Annotated in this window: 17 protein-coding genes; 10 read left to right on the forward strand and 7 right to left on the reverse strand. The window is 74.4% G+C overall.

Translation table 11 applies throughout. The features are described from left to right. Position 1 precedes the first annotated feature (1 nt). Positions 2-1,633 (reverse strand): malate synthase A, encoded by a 1,632-nt coding sequence (aceB, locus tag IE245_RS07350; RefSeq protein ID WP_189945926.1) that lies wholly within the window; start codon positions 1,631-1,633, stop codon positions 2-4. A 252-nt stretch (positions 1,634-1,885) separates the two neighbouring features. Beyond that, entirely contained in the window at positions 1,886-2,521 is a 636-nt protein-coding gene (locus IE245_RS07355) for a nucleotidyltransferase family protein (RefSeq protein WP_229851127.1), read from the reverse strand. A 180-nt stretch (positions 2,522-2,701) separates the two neighbouring features. On the opposite strand from IE245_RS07355, the gene IE245_RS07360 reads away from it, so the two are divergent. Beyond that, positions 2,702-3,013: a DUF5955 family protein gene (locus tag IE245_RS07360; protein WP_229851128.1), complete on the forward strand. Its 312-nt coding sequence runs from the start codon at positions 2,702-2,704 to the stop codon at positions 3,011-3,013. Between the two features lie 30 nt (positions 3,014-3,043). Here the strand turns inward: IE245_RS07360 and IE245_RS07365 are convergent, their stop codons facing one another. Together IE245_RS07365 and IE245_RS07370 are read right to left on the reverse strand one after the other, a co-directional pair. Beyond that, positions 3,044-3,670, reverse strand: a complete 627-nt coding sequence (locus IE245_RS07365; protein WP_189945929.1) for a response regulator — start codon at positions 3,668-3,670, stop codon at positions 3,044-3,046. Continuing rightward, complete coding sequence (locus IE245_RS07370; protein WP_189945930.1) at positions 3,667-4,827, reverse strand: sensor histidine kinase; 1,161 nt, start codon at positions 4,825-4,827, stop codon at positions 3,667-3,669. Before IE245_RS07370 ends, IE245_RS07365 begins: the two co-directional genes overlap by 4 nt. Before the next feature lie 112 nt (positions 4,828-4,939). On the opposite strand from IE245_RS07370, the gene IE245_RS07375 reads away from it, so the two are divergent. Next, positions 4,940-6,016, forward strand: coding sequence for an ABC transporter permease (locus tag IE245_RS07375; protein ID WP_189945931.1), 1,077 nt, complete (start codon positions 4,940-4,942; stop codon positions 6,014-6,016). Continuing rightward, positions 6,013-6,693 carry an ABC transporter ATP-binding protein gene (locus IE245_RS07380; RefSeq protein ID WP_189945932.1) on the forward strand — a complete coding sequence of 227 codons (681 nt, stop codon included), beginning with the start codon at positions 6,013-6,015 and terminating at the stop codon, positions 6,691-6,693. Before IE245_RS07375 ends, IE245_RS07380 begins: the two co-directional genes overlap by 4 nt. A 63-nt stretch (positions 6,694-6,756) precedes the next feature. Here the strand turns inward: IE245_RS07380 and IE245_RS07385 are convergent, their stop codons facing one another. Then, positions 6,757-7,563 carry an IclR family transcriptional regulator gene (locus IE245_RS07385; protein WP_189945933.1) on the reverse strand — a complete coding sequence of 269 codons (807 nt, stop codon included), beginning with the start codon at positions 7,561-7,563 and terminating at the stop codon, positions 6,757-6,759. A gap of 326 nt (positions 7,564-7,889) precedes the next feature. On the opposite strand from IE245_RS07385, the gene allB reads away from it, so the two are divergent. Both allB and alc read left to right on the forward strand, forming a co-directional pair. Then, positions 7,890-9,227, forward strand: coding sequence for an allantoinase AllB (gene allB / locus IE245_RS07390; RefSeq protein WP_189945934.1), 1,338 nt, complete (start codon positions 7,890-7,892; stop codon positions 9,225-9,227). Positions 9,228-9,230: 3 nt separating this feature from the next. After that, on the forward strand, positions 9,231-10,346 hold the full coding sequence (alc, locus tag IE245_RS07395) for an allantoicase (RefSeq protein WP_189945935.1): 1,116 nt from the start codon (positions 9,231-9,233) through the stop codon (positions 10,344-10,346). 313 nt (positions 10,347-10,659) lie between these two features. Here the strand turns inward: alc and IE245_RS07400 are convergent, their stop codons facing one another. Next, positions 10,660-11,406: an SDR family oxidoreductase gene (locus IE245_RS07400; RefSeq protein ID WP_189945936.1), complete on the reverse strand. Its 747-nt coding sequence runs from the start codon at positions 11,404-11,406 to the stop codon at positions 10,660-10,662. Positions 11,407-11,591: 185 nt separating this feature from the next. Here IE245_RS07400 and IE245_RS07405 point away from each other — a divergent pair, with 185 nt between their 5' ends. Both IE245_RS07405 and IE245_RS07410 read left to right on the forward strand, forming a co-directional pair. Continuing rightward, positions 11,592-12,203 (forward strand): dihydrofolate reductase family protein, encoded by a 612-nt coding sequence (locus IE245_RS07405; protein ID WP_189945937.1) that lies wholly within the window; start codon positions 11,592-11,594, stop codon positions 12,201-12,203. 115 nt (positions 12,204-12,318) lie between these two features. Next, positions 12,319-13,254, forward strand: coding sequence for a DMT family transporter (locus tag IE245_RS07410; RefSeq protein WP_189945938.1), 936 nt, complete (start codon positions 12,319-12,321; stop codon positions 13,252-13,254). A gap of 40 nt (positions 13,255-13,294) precedes the next feature. On the opposite strand, the gene IE245_RS07415 is transcribed toward IE245_RS07410, so the two are convergent. Further along, entirely contained in the window at positions 13,295-13,519 is a 225-nt protein-coding gene (locus IE245_RS07415) for a hypothetical protein (RefSeq protein ID WP_189945939.1), read from the reverse strand. 144 nt (positions 13,520-13,663) lie between these two features. Between IE245_RS07415 and IE245_RS07420 the strand changes: the two genes are divergently transcribed. The 3 genes from IE245_RS07420 to IE245_RS07430 are packed head-to-tail and all read left to right on the forward strand — an operon-like array spanning position 13,664 to position 15,985. Beyond that, the gene (locus tag IE245_RS07420) at positions 13,664-14,875 is read left to right on the forward strand and encodes a sensor histidine kinase (protein ID WP_189945940.1); all 1,212 of its coding nucleotides are present in this window, start codon (positions 13,664-13,666) and stop codon (positions 14,873-14,875) included. Further along, positions 14,872-15,558 carry a response regulator transcription factor gene (locus tag IE245_RS07425; RefSeq protein ID WP_189945941.1) on the forward strand — a complete coding sequence of 229 codons (687 nt, stop codon included), beginning with the start codon at positions 14,872-14,874 and terminating at the stop codon, positions 15,556-15,558. The genes IE245_RS07420 and IE245_RS07425 overlap by 4 nt, the downstream gene beginning before the upstream one ends. A 10-nt stretch (positions 15,559-15,568) precedes the next feature. After that, positions 15,569-15,985, forward strand: a complete 417-nt coding sequence (locus IE245_RS07430; protein WP_189945942.1) for a PaaI family thioesterase — start codon at positions 15,569-15,571, stop codon at positions 15,983-15,985. Positions 15,986-15,988: the final 3 nt, after the last annotated feature.

Raw genomic sequence — 15,988 nt, forward strand, 5'->3', positions numbered from 1 at the left:
ATCAGCCGACGAGCTGCTCGTACGCGGGGAGGGTGAGGAAGTCCGCGTAGTCCGCGTCGAGGGAGACGTGGAGGAGGAGGTCGTGGGCCTGCTGCCACTTGCCGGCCGCGAAGGCCTCGTCGCCGATGTCGGCGCGGAGGGCGGCGAGTTCCTCGGCGGCGACCTCTCGGGCCAGTTCCGGGGTGGCCTTCACCGTTTCCCCGGCGTGCTCGAACTCGACCCCGGCGTTGATCCACTGCCAGATCTGCGAGCGGGAGATCTCGGCGGTGGCCGCGTCCTCCATCAGGTTGAAGATGGCGACGGCGCCGAGACCGCGCAGCCACGCCTCGATGTAGCGGATGCCGACCTGGATCGCGTTGCGCAGGCCCTCGTAGGTGGGCCTGGCGTCGAGCGAGTCGATGGCGATGAGGTCGCCGGGCGCCACGGAGACGTCCTCGCGGAGGCGGTCCTTCTGGTTCGGCCTGTCGCCCAGGACGGCGTCGAAGGAGGCCATGGCGATCGGGACCAGGTCGGGGTGGGCGACCCAGGAGCCGTCGAAGCCGTCGCCGGCCTCGCGGTCCTTGTCGGCCTTGACCTTCTCGAAGGCGACCTTGTTGACCTCGGCGTCCTTGCGGGACGGGATGAAGGCCGCCATGCCGCCGATCGCGTGCGCGCCGCGCTTGTGGCAGGTGCGGACGAGGAGTTCGGTGTACGCGCGCATGAACGGGGCCGTCATCGTGACCGCGTTGCGGTCCGGGAGGACGAACTTCCGCCCGCCGTCACGGAAGTTCTTGACGATGGAGAAGAGGTAGTCCCAGCGGCCCGCGTTGAGGCCGGCGGCGTGGTCGCGGAGCTCGTAGAGGATCTCCTCCATCTCGTAAGCGGCCGTGATCGTCTCGATGAGGACGGTGGCGCGGACGGTGCCCTGCGGGATGCCGACGTAGTCCTGGGCGAAGACGAAGATGTCGTTCCAGAGGCGGGCCTCCAGGTGCGACTCGGTCTTCGGCAGGTAGAAGTACGGGCCCTTGCCGAGGTCGATCAGGCGCCGCGCGTTGTGGAAGAAGTACAGGCCGAAGTCGACGAGCGCGCCGGGCACCGGGCGTCCCTCGAAGGCGAGGTGACGCTCCTCCAGGTGCCAGCCGCGCGGCCGCATGACGACGGTGGCGAGCTCCTCGGCGGGCCGCAGGGCGTACGACTTGCCGGTGCGGGCGTCGGTGAAGTCGATGTTCCGGGTGTAGGCGTCGATCAGGTTGACCTGGCCGAGGACCACGTTCTCCCAGGTGGGGGCCGAGGCGTCCTCGAAGTCCGCGAGCCACACCTTCGCGCCGGAGTTGAGCGCGTTGATCGTCATCTTGCGGTCGGTCGGACCGGTGATCTCGACGCGGCGGTCGTTCAGGGCCGCCGGGGCCGGCGCGACCTTCCAGGAGTCGTCGGCGCGGATCGCCGCGGTCTCCGGCAGGAAGTCGAGGGTGGAGGTGCGGGCGATCTCGGCGCGGCGCTCGGCGCGGCGGGCGAGCAGCTCGTCCCGGCGCGGGGTGAAGCGGCGGTGGAGCTCGGCGACGAAGGCGAGGGCCGCCTCCGTCAGCACCTCCTCCTGGCGCGGCAGGGGCTCGGCGTCGACGACGACCAGGGGGGACGGCGCTGGTGCGGACATGAACTGTCACTTCCTTCAGCGGACTACGGGCGGTGCCTGGCGGCCGCCGGGCGTCACGGACGGCACGGAGTGCCGCGATGCCGAGATACGGCCGCGAGCGCCCTCGCAAGGGGTGAGGCGCTTCTATGCAGTGGATATTAGTTTCCTCATGGTGGAAGTTCAATCGTTTGTTGATGTCGAGATTCTTCGGGTCGACAGATCATGGCTCCGGGTGCCAGCCCCCTCACTCCAGGTGCCCGCCCCGGGTCCCCTTCACCCGTCGAGCCGGTACAGATCCGCCTCCGTGTCGATGTCGAAGGGCTCCGCCACGTCCCCGCACTCCACCAGCGCCACCGCCTCCCGGTGCGCCGCCAGGTACGCCCGCGCGCCCCGGTCGCCCTCCGCGCCCGCCGCGATCCCGGCCCACCGGTCCGCCCCGAACAGCACCGGATGCCCCCGCTTCCCGTCGTACGAGGCCGCCGCCAGCGCGTCCCGCCCCCGGTACGCCCCCCGCACCCTCGCCACCGCCGCCGCGCCGATCCCCGGCTGGTCCACCAGCGACACCAGCGCCGCGTCCACCCCGCGCGGATCCGCCGCCAGCGAGGCGAGTCCCACCCGCAGCGAGGAACCCATCCCGTCGGCCCACTCCGGGTTCTCCACCACCACGCACCCCGCCAGTCCGGCCCGCTCCCGGACGAGCTCCGCCGAGGCGCCGAGCACCACGTGCACCACCGGGCAGCCGCCCTCGCGCAGCACCCGCACCGCGTTCTCGACCAGCGGCCGGCCCCGGTACGGCAGCAGCGCCTTCGGCCGCCCGCCGAGCCGGCGGCCGCCTCCGGCCGCGAGCAGCAGCCCGGCGACGACGGGCGTCCTCCGGGTCTCAGGAGTCAGGGGAGTCGTGGGAGTCATGGGAGTCATGGAGGACTGCATACCGCATGACACGGAATGACACGGTCGCATGAATGCGCCGCACCGCCTCTTCCCCGCCGGGCGGCCGGGGAGTTAACTGTCCGCACTCCGGGCGCCCGACCGCCGTCCCGGGGCACCTGGACGGACGTCTCGGCGTGGGGGGAGACCGTGGTGCGGAGCGTGGGGCAGAGGCGAGTGACCGGCGAGGCAGTGGACCCGAGGGTGGCCGGACTGCGGTCCGCCGTGGCCCGGCTCCGGCGCGAACTGGCCGGACACCGGGTGGACTTCGCCGACCGCGAGATCGCCGAGGACGAACTCGCCGCGCTCGACGCCATGGCCGCCGGCGGCACCCCCGAGGTGTGGCGGCTGCGCCGCAGCCTGCTCCTCGTGGCCGGCTCGCTCGGCTCCGTCAGCGCCCTCTCCCAGGCGCTCACCGGCGTCCGCAACGCCGTCGAGCTGTTCGGCCCGCCCGGCCCGCCGTCCCCGCGCTGACCGGCGCGCGCGAGCCGGCGGGCGTACGCGCTACCGCCGGATCAGCCGCCGCTCGCGGGCCGCCGCCACCGCCGCCGTCCGCGAGTCCACGCCCAGCTTCGCGAAGACGTGCACCAGATGGGACTTCACCGTCGCCTGGCTGAGGAACAGCACCTTGCTGATCTGCTGGTTCGACAGCCCCTCGCCGACCAGCTGGAGCACCTCCAGCTCCCGCTTCGTCAGCGCCTCCGCCGGCGTCCGCATCCGGTCCATCAGCCGGTGCGCCACCGCCGGGGCCAGCGCCGACTGGCCGGCCGCCGCCGTCCGCACCGCCGCCGCCAGCTCCTCCGGCGGCGCGTCCTTCAGCAGATAGCCCGAGGCCCCGGCCTCCACCGCCGCCAGGATGTCGGCGTCCGTGTCGTACGTCGTCAGCACCAGCACCCGCGGCCCGCCCGGCACGGCCGCGATCGCCGCCGTCGCCTCCGAACCGTGCATGCCCGCGCCGAACTGGAGGTCCATCAGGACCACGTCCACGCCCCCGGCCGCCGCGAGCGCCACCGCCCGCTCCGCCGTCGCCGCCTCGCCGACCACCGTGAAGTCCGGCTCGGTGTCGAGCACGGCGCGCAGCCCCGCCCGGACCACCGGGTGGTCGTCGGCGAGGAGAAGTCGGACGGTCACGCGGCGGCTCCGGCGGGGAGGGGGAGGGAGACGGCGACGGCGGTGCCCTGGCCGGGGCCCGACTCGACCGTGAACGTGCCGCCCAGCGACTCCGCCCGCGAGCGCATCGCCGGAAGCCCGAAACCGCCGTCCGAGGACGGGCGCACGGAGGCCGGGTCGAAGCCCCGGCCGTCGTCGACCACGTCCAGGGTCACCGACGCGTCCATGAACGACAAGGTGATCTCCGCCCGGGACGCCGAGGCGTGCCGCACCGTGTTCCCCAGCGCCGACTGCGCGATCCGCAGCAGCGCCACCTCGTACGGCGTCGGCAGCTCCACCGGCGTCCCGCTCACCGAGAACCGCACCCGCGGTCCCGCGCCCGGCTCGCACAGCCGTTCCAGGGCCGCCGCCAGCGAACCCCGCTCCAGATCCGGCGGCGTCAGCGCCCGCACGAAACGGCGCGCCTCCGCGAGGTTCTCCTGCGCCGCCCGCCGCGCCCGGTCGATGTGTCCGGCCGCCGGGGACCCCTCCGGCAGCGCCCGCTCCGCCGCCCGCAGCAGCAGCTGGATCGACGACAGCCCCTGCGCCAGCGTGTCGTGGATCTCCCGGGCCAGCCGCTCCCGCTCGGCCAGCGTCCCCGCGTGCCGCTCCGCCGCCGCCAGCTCCGCCCGGGTCGTGATCAGCTCCTCGATCAGGTGCCGCCGCCCCTCGCTCTCCCGGTACAGCGCCTGGTAGCCGAGGACCGTCGCCACCGCCACCGCGGCGCCCAGCAACGGCCCGATGAAGACCCCGGGGTTCAGGGCCGCGCCGTGACCCACGTACGAGAGGACCGCCGCGCCCGCCGTCAGCGCCACCGCCGGCAGCGCCCAGCGGGCCGGCAGCAGGTGCAGCTGCAGGAAGTACAGCGGGAACGCCAGCCACAGCGCGTCCGGCGTCGCGCACAGCAGCGCCAGCCAGGACAGCGCGAGGACCGCGAGCCAGCCGGCCGCCGCCCGCTGCGAGCGCCGTACGGAGGGGAGCCAGGCCCCGGCCGCGTACACGGCGCCCGTGACGGCCGCCAGGACCGTGCCCGCGGTCGAGCGGTCGCGCACCGCCGCCAGGACGAGGAGCCCCGCCACCAGCAGGTGCAGACAGAGCCGGAGGGCGCGGAGGACGGGGGTCAGACTGCGTGGATCCATGACCCCACCAGCGTAGACAGCGGCGGGGGCCACCGGGTCAACCAAAAGTTTGATGGGGGAGCCATCCGTGGCGCGATGCCCGCGACCGGGCGCGGGCACCAGGCTGGGTCCCATGTTCGTGGCATGGAGAGACCTGAGATTCGCCAAGGGGCGGTTCGCCCTCATGGGCGCGGTGATCGTGCTGATCACCCTGCTCGTGGGGCTCCTTTCCGGGCTGACGGCCGGACTCGCGCGGGAGAACGTCTCCGCGATCACCGGCCTGCCCGCCGACCGTGTCGCCTTCGCCGCCCCGCCCGCCGGGCAGTCGGTCTCCTTCACCAACTCGACGGTGACGGAGGAGCAGTGGACCGGCTGGGCGCGGCGGCCCGGAGTGACCGCGGCGGCACCGCTCGGCATCCGGACCCTCAACGCGGTCGCGGGCGAGCGGACCGCCGCCGTCTCCGCCTTCGGCACCCGGCCCGGCGACGGGCTCGCGCCCGGCGCCGTGGCGCCCGGCGAGGCCGTCCTGTCCGGGTCGGCGGCGGAGGAACTGGACGCGCGCCCCGGGGACACGGTCCGGCTCGGTCCGCTGGAGGCCCGCGTCTCGGCGGTCGCGGGCGACGCCTCGTACAGCCACACGCCCGTCGTCTGGACCTCCCTCGACGACTGGCAGGAGCTCGGGCAGGGCGGCACGACGGCGGGGGAGCGGGCGACGGTCGTCGTGCTGCGCGGCGACGGCGCCGACTGGGCGGCCGGCGACGCGGCGGCCGGCACGGAGGCGCGGACCGTCGACGGCGCGCTCACCGCCATAGGGTCCTACCAGGCCGAGAACGGCTCCCTCCAGCTCATGCGCGGCTTCCTCTTCGCGATCTCCGCGCTGGTCATAGGGGCCTTCTTCACGGTGTGGACCATCCAGCGCAGCGGTGACGTCGCCGTCCTGAAGGCGCTCGGCGCCTCCACCCCGTACCTGCTGCGCGACGCGCTCGGCCAGGCGGTGCTGATGCTGGTGGCGGGCACCCTGCTCGGCACCGGCCTCGCCCTCGGCATCGGCGCGCTGGTCTCCGGCGGCGACGTCCCCTTCGTCCTCTCGCCGCTGACCGTCCTCGGCCCGGCCGGCGTGATCATCGTGCTCGGCGCGATCGGCTCCGCCCTGTCCATCCGGCGGATCACCGCCGTCGACCCCCTCACCGCGCTCGGGAGCGTCCGATGAGCCTCGCCCTCGATGCCGTGACCCTGACCTACCCGGACGGCGACGGGCGGCTCACCGCCCTCGACGAGGTCTCCCTCACCGTCCCGGCCGGCCGCCTCACGGCCGTCGTCGGCCCCTCCGGGTCCGGCAAGTCCAGCCTGCTCGCCGTCGCCGCGACCCTCGTCGCCCCCGACCGGGGCCGGGTCGTCGTCGCGGGCACGGACACGGCAGGACTCGACGCGGCCGCGCGGGCGGAGCTCCGCCGCACCTCCATCGGGATCGTCTTCCAGCAGCCGAACCTGCTGCCCTCGCTGACGGCGGTCGAACAGCTCCAGGTCATGGCGCACCTGTCCGGACGCCCGCCGGCCTCGGTACGCGAACGGGCCATGGAACTCCTCGACGCGGTCGGCCTCGCGGACCGCGCCGCCCGCCGCCCCCACCAGCTCTCCGGCGGGCAGCGCCAGCGCGTCAACATCGCACGGGCCCTGATGAACGAGCCGGCGCTGCTGCTGGTCGACGAACCCACGAGCGCGCTGGACCACGAGCGGGGGGCGGCGGTCGTGGCACTGCTCGCCACGCTGACCCGCGACCGGGGCACGGCGACGGTCCTGGTGACCCACGACCGGGCCCACCTGTCCGTCGCCGACACGGTGACGACGGTCCAGGACGGCCGCCTGACCGTGGCCGGCCGGGCCTGACGCGCCCCCGTGCGGGCATGCGTCCCGTCGTGGGCGATCGCCCACGACGGGACGGCGGCGGCGTTACGCCTGGCCGTTGCCCGTGGTGTTGGCGAGGGCCGTGGAGAGTTCGCGGGCCACCTGCTGGAGGATGGGCACGATCCTCTCCGTCGCCGCCTCGGTGACCCGGCCCGCCGGGCCCGAGATGGAGATCGCCGCCGCCGTGGGCGAGTCGGGGACCGAGACCGCGAGGCAGCGGACCCCTATCTCCTGCTCGTTGTCGTCGACGGCGTACCCCGTCTCCCGCACGTCCGCGAGCGCCGCGAGGAAGCCGTCCGCCGTGGTGATGGTCTTCTCGGTCGCCGCCGGCATGCCGGTGCGGGCGAGCAGCGCCCGCACCTCCTCGTCCGGCGTGTGCGCGAGGAGCGCCTTGCCGACACCGGTGGAGTGCGGCAGCACCCGCCGTCCGACCTCGGTGAACATGCGCATGGAGTGCTTGGACGGCACCTGCGCGACGTACACGATCTCGTCGCCGTCGAGGAGCGCCATGTTCGCCGTCTCGCCGGTCTCCTCGACGAGCCGCGCCAGGTAGGGCCGGGCCCAGGTGCCGAGGAGGCGGGAGGCGGACTCGCCGAGGCGGATGAGCCGGGGGCCGAGCGCGTACCGCCGGTTCGGCTGCTGGCGGACGTAGCCGCAGGCGACCAGGGTGCGCATCAGGCGGTGGATGGTCGGCAGCGGAAGCCCGCTGCTCGCGGACAGCTCGCTGAGCCCGACCTCGCCCCCCGCGTCGGCCATCCGTTCCAGAAGGTCGAAGGCGCGCTCGAGGGACTGGACGCCCCCGCTCGTGGCGGGCTTGGCGGCGTCGGTGGTGCTGGCGCTGGACGTCGGCACGTCAACGGTCCTTTCGGGGCAGGCGGGCAAGTCAGCAGCCTACCGGGCCGCCGGGCCGGGCACAGTGTGCGGGGCCCGGCGAACCGGCCGGTCAGCGGGGTGTTTGTCCGTTGTCTGCGGCTGCTCGGCGTGGGTCTGGACCACCCCGCCTGTGCGGAGCTACCTTCTACTGTACGAAATATTGATTCCACTTTGTGGAAACATCTAAGTGGGTGCGGCCGGGCGCGACCCACGGGGGCCCACTCTTGACGACATGTCGTCCCGGCCGCACACTCCTTCAACAGTTCGTTGAATTCCTGCTTCCCGGAAGCGGAACGGAAAGGGGCATGGTGGACGTCAACCTGGTACTGCGCTCGACTCGGGTGATCACCCCGGAGGGCACACGGCCGGCGGCCATCGCCGTCTCGGGCGGAACGATCGCGGCGGTCCTGCCGTACGACGCCGAGGTGCCCGCCGGAGCTGTCCTGGAGGACGTCGGCGACGACGTCGTCCTCCCCGGCCTCGTCGACTCCCACGTCCATGTGAACGACCCCGGCCGCACCGAGTGGGAAGGCTTCTGGACCGCCACCCGCGCGGCCGCCGCCGGTGGCATCACCACCATCGTCGACATGCCGCTCAACTCGCTGCCGCCGACCACCACGGTCGAGAACCTGCGCGTCAAGCAGGACGTCGCCCGCCCCAAGGCCCACGTCGACGTCGGCTTCTGGGGCGGCGCCCTGCCCGACAACGTCAAGGACCTCCGCCCCCTGCACGACGCCGGCGTCTACGGCTTCAAGTGCTTCCTGTCGCCCTCCGGTGTCGAGGAGTTCCCCGAGCTCGACCAGGAGCAGCTGGCCCGCTCCCTCGCCGAGATCGCCGGCTTCGACGGGCTGATGATCGTCCACGCCGAGGACCCCCACCACCTCGCCGCCGCCCCGCAGAAGTCCTCGTCCCAGTACGCCGACTTCCTCGCCTCCCGGCCCCGCGACGCCGAGAACACCGCGATCACGAACCTCATCGACCAGGCCCGCCGCCTCGGCGCCCGCGTCCACGTCCTCCACCTCTCCTCCTCCGACGCGCTGCCGCTCATCGCCGCCGCCAAGGCCGAGGGCGTCAAGGTCAGCGTCGAGTCCTGCCCCCACTTCCTCACCCTCACCGCCGAGGAGATCCCGGACGGGGCCACCGAGTTCAAGTGCTGCCCGCCCATCCGCGAGGCCGTCAACCAGGACGCGCTGTGGCAGGGACTCGCCGACGGCGTCATCGACTGCATCGTCTCCGACCACTCGCCGTCCACCGCCGACCTCAAGACGCCGGACTTCTCCTCCGCCTGGGGCGGCATCTCCTCCCTCCAGCTCGGCCTGCCCGCCATCTGGACCGAGGCCCGCCGCCGCGGCTTCGACCTCACCGACGTCGTCCGCTGGATGTCCGAGGGCCCCGCCCGCCTCGCCGGCCTCGACCGCAAGGGCGCCATCGAGGCCGGGCGCGACGCCGACTTCGCCGTCCTCGACCCCGACGCGACCTTCACCGTCGACCCGGCCGAGCTCCAGCACCGCAACCGCATCACCGCCTACGCCGGCAAGACCCTCCACGGCGTCGTCAAGTCCACCTGGCTCCACGGCCGCAGGATCAACGACGGCGGCACCCTGGCCGAGCCCTCCGGCCGTCTCCTCGAAAGGAACAACTGACCCGTGACCGGCATACCCTCCTTCACCGGCGACGCCAGCCCCTACGGCGGCGGTGACCCGTACGCCGACTACCGCACGGCCGAGTTCCCCTTCACGCAGTACGCGGACCTCGCCGACCGCCGCCTCGGCGCCGGCGTCATCGCCGCGAACGACGAGTTCTTCGCCGAGCGCGAGAACCTCCTCAAGCCCGAGGCCGCCGAGTTCGACCCCGAGCACTTCGGCCACAAGGGCAAGATCATGGACGGCTGGGAGACCCGCCGCCGGCGCGGCGTCTCCGCCGCCGAACCGCACCCCACCGCCGAGGACCACGACTGGGCCCTCGTCCGGCTCGGCGCCCCCGGCGTCATCCGCGGCATCGTCGTCGACACCGCCCACTTCCGCGGCAACTACCCGCAGGCCGTCTCCGTCGAGGCCACCTCCGTACCCGGCTCGCCCTCGCCCGAGGACCTCCTCGCCGACGACGTGAAGTGGACCACCCTCGTCCCGCGCACCGCCATCGGCGGCCACGCCGCCAACGGCTTCGCCGTCGACGTCGAACAGCGCTTCACCCACCTCCGCGTCAACCAGCACCCCGACGGCGGCATCGCCCGCCTCCGCGTGTACGGCGAGGTCGCCCCCGACCCGGCGTGGCTGAACGTCCTCGGCACCTTCGACCTCGCCGCCCTGGAGAACGGCGGCCGGGTCGAGGACGCCTCCGACCGCTTCTACTCGCCGGCCACCAACACCATCCAGCCCGGCCGCTCCCGCAAGATGGACGACGGCTGGGAGACCCGCCGCCGCCGCGACAAGGGCAACGACTGGATCCGCTACTCCCTCGTCGCCGAGTCCGCGATCCGCGCCGTCGAGATCGACACCGCGTACCTCAAGGGCAACAGCGCCGGCTGGGCCGCGCTCTCCGTCGCCGCCGAAGGCTCCGAGGACTGGACCGAGATCCTGCCCCGGACCCGCCTCCAGCCCGACACCAACCACCGCTTCGTCCTCGACACCCCGGCGGTCGGCTCCCGCGTGCGCATCGACATCTACCCGGACGGCGGCATCTCCCGCCTCCGCCTCTACGGCTCCCTCACCGAGGCGGGCACCACCCGCCTCACCGCCCGCCACCAGGAACTCGGCGGCTGACCGGGCCCGTACGACCCCGGGGGCCGAGCCGGCCGACACCGACCGGCCCCCGGCAAGAACTGGGCGGGCACGACACCCCGCCCGGCCCGCGAGGGCGCACCGACCCGACAGCACCGGTGCGCCCTCGCGAACCCCTTTCTCGCGGCTCGGTTCGCCTCCGGGCGCTGAAAGCCGGGCTCACGGCCCCGACCGTGCCCGGCCCGTTCGTTCCTCCCGGGCCCGCGCGCGCTCGGGGCCGTTCCCCCGGCGCGCCCCCTTCGGCTCACGCGCCGGTCCCGCCCGTCGGGTCGGGCCCGTCGCGCGTCGTTCCGCGTCAGGCCGCGTGGCCGCCGTCCACCGAAAGTTCGGCGCCCGTGACGTAGCGGGTCTCCGGGCCCGCCAGGTAGGCGACGGCGGCGGCGATCTCGTCCGGGGTGCCGAAGCGGCCCACGGCCGTCAGGGCCGTCTGGCCGGCCGCGTACGGGCCGTCCGCCGGGTTGAGGTCGGTGTCGACCGGACCCGGGTGGACGAGGTTCGCGGTGATGCCGCGGGCGCCCAGTTCCCGGGCCAGGGCCCGGTTCAGGCCCACCAGGGCCGACTTGCTCAGGGTGTACAGCGTGCCGCCGGGGCCGGCGACCCGCTGGGTCATGCAGGTGCCGATCGTGATGATGCGGCCGCCGTCCGGGAGGCGTTCCGCCGCCGCCTGGGAGGCGAGGAAGGTCGCCCGGACGTTCACCGCGAGCACCCGGTCGACGTCCGCGAGCGTCAGCTCGGCCAGCGGGCCGAGGACGCCGACGCCGACGTTGTTCACGAGGACGTCCAGGCGGCCGAGGCCGTCCGCCGCCCGGTGCACCGCCCCCGCCGCGTCCCCCGGGTCCGCCGCGTCGGCGCGCAGCGGCAGCGCCCGGCGGCCGGTCGCCTCGATGCGGGCCGCGACCTCCTCCGCCGCCGCCTCGTCCCGTACGTAGGTGAAGGCCACGTCCGCGCCCTCCCGGGCGAGCCGGACCGCCGTCGCCGCGCCGATCCCGCGGCTGCCGCCCGTCACCAGTGCCGCCGTCCCGTCCATCCTCGTCGTGGACATCGTTCCGTCGCCTCCTCGATCGTCACAACCGGTTGCGGACTCAAGGAAACCCGGGGCGGGACGCCCGCACCGGCGGCCATCGGACGCCGTCCTCGGCGGCGCGGCGCGGACCGATGAGTTTCGGATCCGCGCCCGGTCGATACGCATGGGGCACGACGTCCCCGCACTCCCGAAAGGCGACCGCCATGGCCACTCTCAGCCTGACCCAGTTCCTCACCCTCGACGGCGTGTACCAGGCCCCCGGCGGCCCCGACGAGGACCGCAGCGGCGGCTTCGAGCACGGCGGCTGGTCCGTGCCCTTCGGCGACGAGACCTTCCTCCGCCGCATCGAGGAGATCTTCACCCGGCCCGCCGCCTTCCTCCTCGGCCGCCGCACCTACGACATCTTCGCCGGGTACTGGCCGAAGCACGACGACCCCGCCGACCCCGTCGCGAGCAGGCTCAACGCGCTGCCCAAGTACGTCGTCTCCACCACCCTCGACTCCGCCGACTGGAACGGCACGACCCTGCTGCGCGGCGACGCCGTCGAGGAGGTGACCGCGCTGAAGGAGCGCCTCGACGGCGAGATCCAGATGCACGGCAGCGGGGGCCTCGCCCGCACCCTCCTCGCCCACGACCTCATCGACACCCTCCACCTGCACGTCTTCCCCGTGGTCCTCGGCACCGGCTTCCGGCTCTTCGCCGAAGGCGCCCGGCCGACCGCCTTCCGGCTCACCGAGTCGACCGTCACCGGCAAGGGCGTCGCCCTCCACACGTACGAGCGCGCCGGCCGCCCCACGTACGGCAGTTACGCCTGAGGAGGGGGAGGGAGAAAGATGTAGTCACCACGGGCGGTGCCGGGTACGGTGAGCCTCCCGTGTGCGAGCCGCCGACGTCTCCACCCCTTCGGAAGAGTGGGAGACCCGGTCCGACATGGCCGCTCCGTCCGCCCCGGCGCCCGCCGTCACCGTCCCCTTCGGGACCCGCCGCGCCTGGCTCACCGACCTGCCGCTGCTGCTCGTCGCCGTCTTCTGGGGCGGCAGCTACCTCGCGGCCAAGGGCATCACCACGAGCCACACCGTCGTCGCCGTCCTCGTACTGCGCTTCGCGCTCGTCGTGCCCGTCCTCGTCGCCGCCGGGTGGAAGGGCCTGCGGGCGCTCACCGGCGCGCAGTGGCGAGGGGCCGGGCTGCTCGGGCTGATCCTCGCCGGGATCTTCCTCCTGGAGACGTACGGCGTCGTCCACACCTCCGCCACCAACGCGGGACTGATCATCAGCCTCACCATGATCCTCACCCCGCTCGCCGAGGCCGCCGTCACCCGGACGGCGCCGTCGCGGGGCTTCCTCGGCGCCGCCGCCCTCTCCGTCGGCGGCGTCGTGCTGCTCACCCAGGGCGCCGGGTTCACCGCGCCGTCCACCGGCGACCTGCTGATCCTCCTGGCGGCCCTCGCCAGGACCGTGCACGTCCTCGCCATGGCCAGGACGAAGGCCGTGAAGTCGGCGGACCCGCTCTCCCTGACCACCGTGCAGCTCGGCACCGCCGTGCTCGTCTTCGCCGTGCTCTCCGCCCTCGGGGGCGGGACGACCCCGTGGGCCGCCGCGCTCGACTTCGGGCCCCGCGAGTGGGCCGGGCTCGTCTTCCTCTCCGTCTTCTGCACGCTCTTCGCCTTCTTCGTGCAGATGTGGGCCGTCCGCCGCACCTCCGCGTCCCGGGTCAGCCTGCTGCTCGGCACCGAGCCGCTGTGGGCCGCGCTCGCCGGCATCGCCCTGGCCGGCGACCGGCCCGGCGCCCTCGGCCTGGCCGGCGCGGTGCTGGTGCTCGCGGGCACCGCCTGGGGGCGCCGCAGCGCCGACACGACCGCCCCCTAGGCGTCGGCGCCGCGGCGCCCGCCCCCGCCCCGCGGCCGGCTCAGCCCTTCCGCTCCACCCGGTCCGAGGCGATCATCACGACCAGGCCGAGGGCGGCGACCACCAGGTTCGCGAAGACCTCCCGGCCCTCCAGGAACCACACGTTCTCGGTGAGGAAACGGGTCGCGCCCATGAACGAGAACCAGCCGTCCGTCAGCTCGCGCACCACCCCGCAGACCCCGAACACCGTGAGCAGGAAACCGGCCACCTCGAGAAATCGCTTCATACGGCGATCATGGGCGCGTCCGGCGGCCCGCCGCGTCGGCCGCCGGTCCACCGCCGTGCGACCGAAGTATCGATCCGCGCGACTTCGGTAGCGGCCGGGCGGCGCGGACCGGTGCGGCGGGCCCCGGCTGCGTACATTGCGGACATGACGCGAACGGACCGGCAGCGCTGGCTGCTCCCCTCCCACCTGGTCCAGCCGGGCGGGGCCGGGGGCGCCCGGCCCCGCCGTACCGTCCGCGACTGGGTCGTGGACGTCCTGGTCTTCCTGCTCGCCGCCCTCTTCGGCCTCGTCGCCATCGACGCCGGCGCCCGCTACGACAGCGACGCCGTGAACCTCACGGACCAGATCGTCGGCGCCCTCGCCTGCTGCTCGCTCTGGCTGCGCCGCCGGTGGCCGGTGGCGCTCGCCGCCGTCCTCGCGGTCGTCGGCGCGCTCGTCCCGGCCGCCGCCGGAGCCATGCTCGCGAGCCTCTTCAGCGTCGCCGTCCGCCGCCCCTTCCGGGACCTCGCCTGGACCGTCGCGCTCGCCCTCGCCGGGGCCGTCGTCACCGTCTTCGTCCGGCCCGACCCCGAGACCGGCCGGCTCCTCGGGATCGTCCTCGGCGTCGCCCTCACCCTCCTCGTCGTCGCCTGGGGCATGCTCGTGCGGGCCCGCCGCCAGCTCGTCGAGGCCCTGCGCGAGCGCGCCGAGCGCGCCGAGGCCGAGGCCGAGCTGCGGGCCGCGCAGGCCCAGCGGCTCGCCCGCGAGGCCATCGCCCGCGAGATGCACGACGTCCTCGCCCACCGGCTCACCCTGCTCAGCGTCCACGCCGGCGCCCTGGAGTTCCGCCCCGACGCCCCGCCGGAGCAGATCGCCCGCGCCGCCGGCGTCATCCGTGACAGCGCCCACGACGCCCTCCAGGACCTGCGCGAGATCATCGGCGTCCTGCGCGCCCCCGGCGAGGACGGCGGCGGCGACCGGCCGCAGCCCACCCTCGCCACCCTCGGAGAGCTCGTCGACGAGTCCCGCGCGGCCGGGATGCGGGTCGTCCTCGACTCCACCGTCCACGACCCCGACGCCGTGCCCGCCGCCACCGGCCGCACCGTCTACCGCATCGCCCAGGAAGGCCTCACCAACGCCCGCAAGCACGCCCCCGGCACCGAGGTCACCGTCACCCTGAGCGGCCGGCCCGGCGACGGGCTCACCGTCGAGGTCCGCAACCCCGCCCCCGCCGGAACCGTCCCGGACGTCCCCGGCTCGGGGCAGGGCCTCATCGGCCTCTCCGAGCGGGCCGCGCTCGCCGGCGGCCGCCTCGACCACGGCCCCGCCCCCGGCGGCGGCTTCGCCCTCACCGCCTGGCTACCGTGGCCCCCATGACCATCCGGCTGCTCCTCGTCGACGACGACCCCCTGGTCCGCGCGGGCCTCACCCTGATGCTCGGCGGCGCCCGGGGCATCGAGATCGTCGGCGAGGGCTCCGACGGCGGCGAGGTCCCCGACCTCGTCGCCCGGCTCGCCCCCGACGTCGTCCTCATGGACATCCGCATGCCACGCGTCGACGGGCTCACCGCCACCGAACGGCTCCGTGCCCGCCCAGGCGCCCCCGAGGTGATCGTCCTGACCACCTTCCACGCCGACGAGCACGTGCTGCGCGCCCTGCGGGCCGGCGCCGCCGGCTTCGTCCTCAAGGACACCGCGCCCGCCGAGATCGCCGACGCCGTCCTCCGGGTCGCCGCCGGCGACCCCGTCCTCTCCCCGGCCGTCACCCGCCGGCTCATGAGCCACGTCGCCGGCGCGCCCGAGGCCCGGCCCCGGCGCGACACCGCCGCCGCGCGGCTCGCCGGGCTCGCCGACCGCGAGCGGGAGGTCGCCGTCGCCGTCGGACGCGGCGCCTCCAACGCGGAGATCGCCGACCGGCTGTACATGAGCGTCCCCACGGTGAAGACGTACGTCTCCCGGCTGCTCGCCAAGCTCGGGCTCAACAACCGGGTCCAGATCGCCCTGCTGGTCCACGACGCCGGTCTCCTCGATCACGACCCGCCGGGAAGTACCGGCGAGTAGGGTGACGCGCGTGACCGACACCGACGCCCTGTCCCTGGCGCGTGACGTCCTCCGCGCCCAGCCGTTCAGCCGCCTCGTCGGCGCCGAGGTCCGCGCCTTCGGCGACGGCGGCGCCACCCTGGAACTGCCGATCCGCGAGGACCTGCGCCAGCAGAACGGCTACGTCCACGGCGGAGTCCTCTCCTACGCCGCCGACAACGCGATCACCTTCGCCGCCGGCACCGTGCTCGGCCCGTCCGTCCTCACCGCCGGCTACTCCATCGACTACGTCCGTCCCGCCACCGGCGTCACCCTCCGCGCCCGCGCCGAGGTCCTCCACTCCGGCCGCCGCCAGGCCGTCGTCCGCTGCGAACTCCTCGCCGTCGACGGGGAGGGCGGCGAAACCCTCTGCGCCCTCGCCCAGGGCACCGTCCGCACCGTCGGCTGACCC

Source organism: Streptomyces roseolus, assembly GCF_014649855.1.
In the GTDB taxonomy this organism is placed as follows: domain Bacteria; phylum Actinomycetota; class Actinomycetes; order Streptomycetales; family Streptomycetaceae; genus Streptomyces; species Streptomyces roseolus.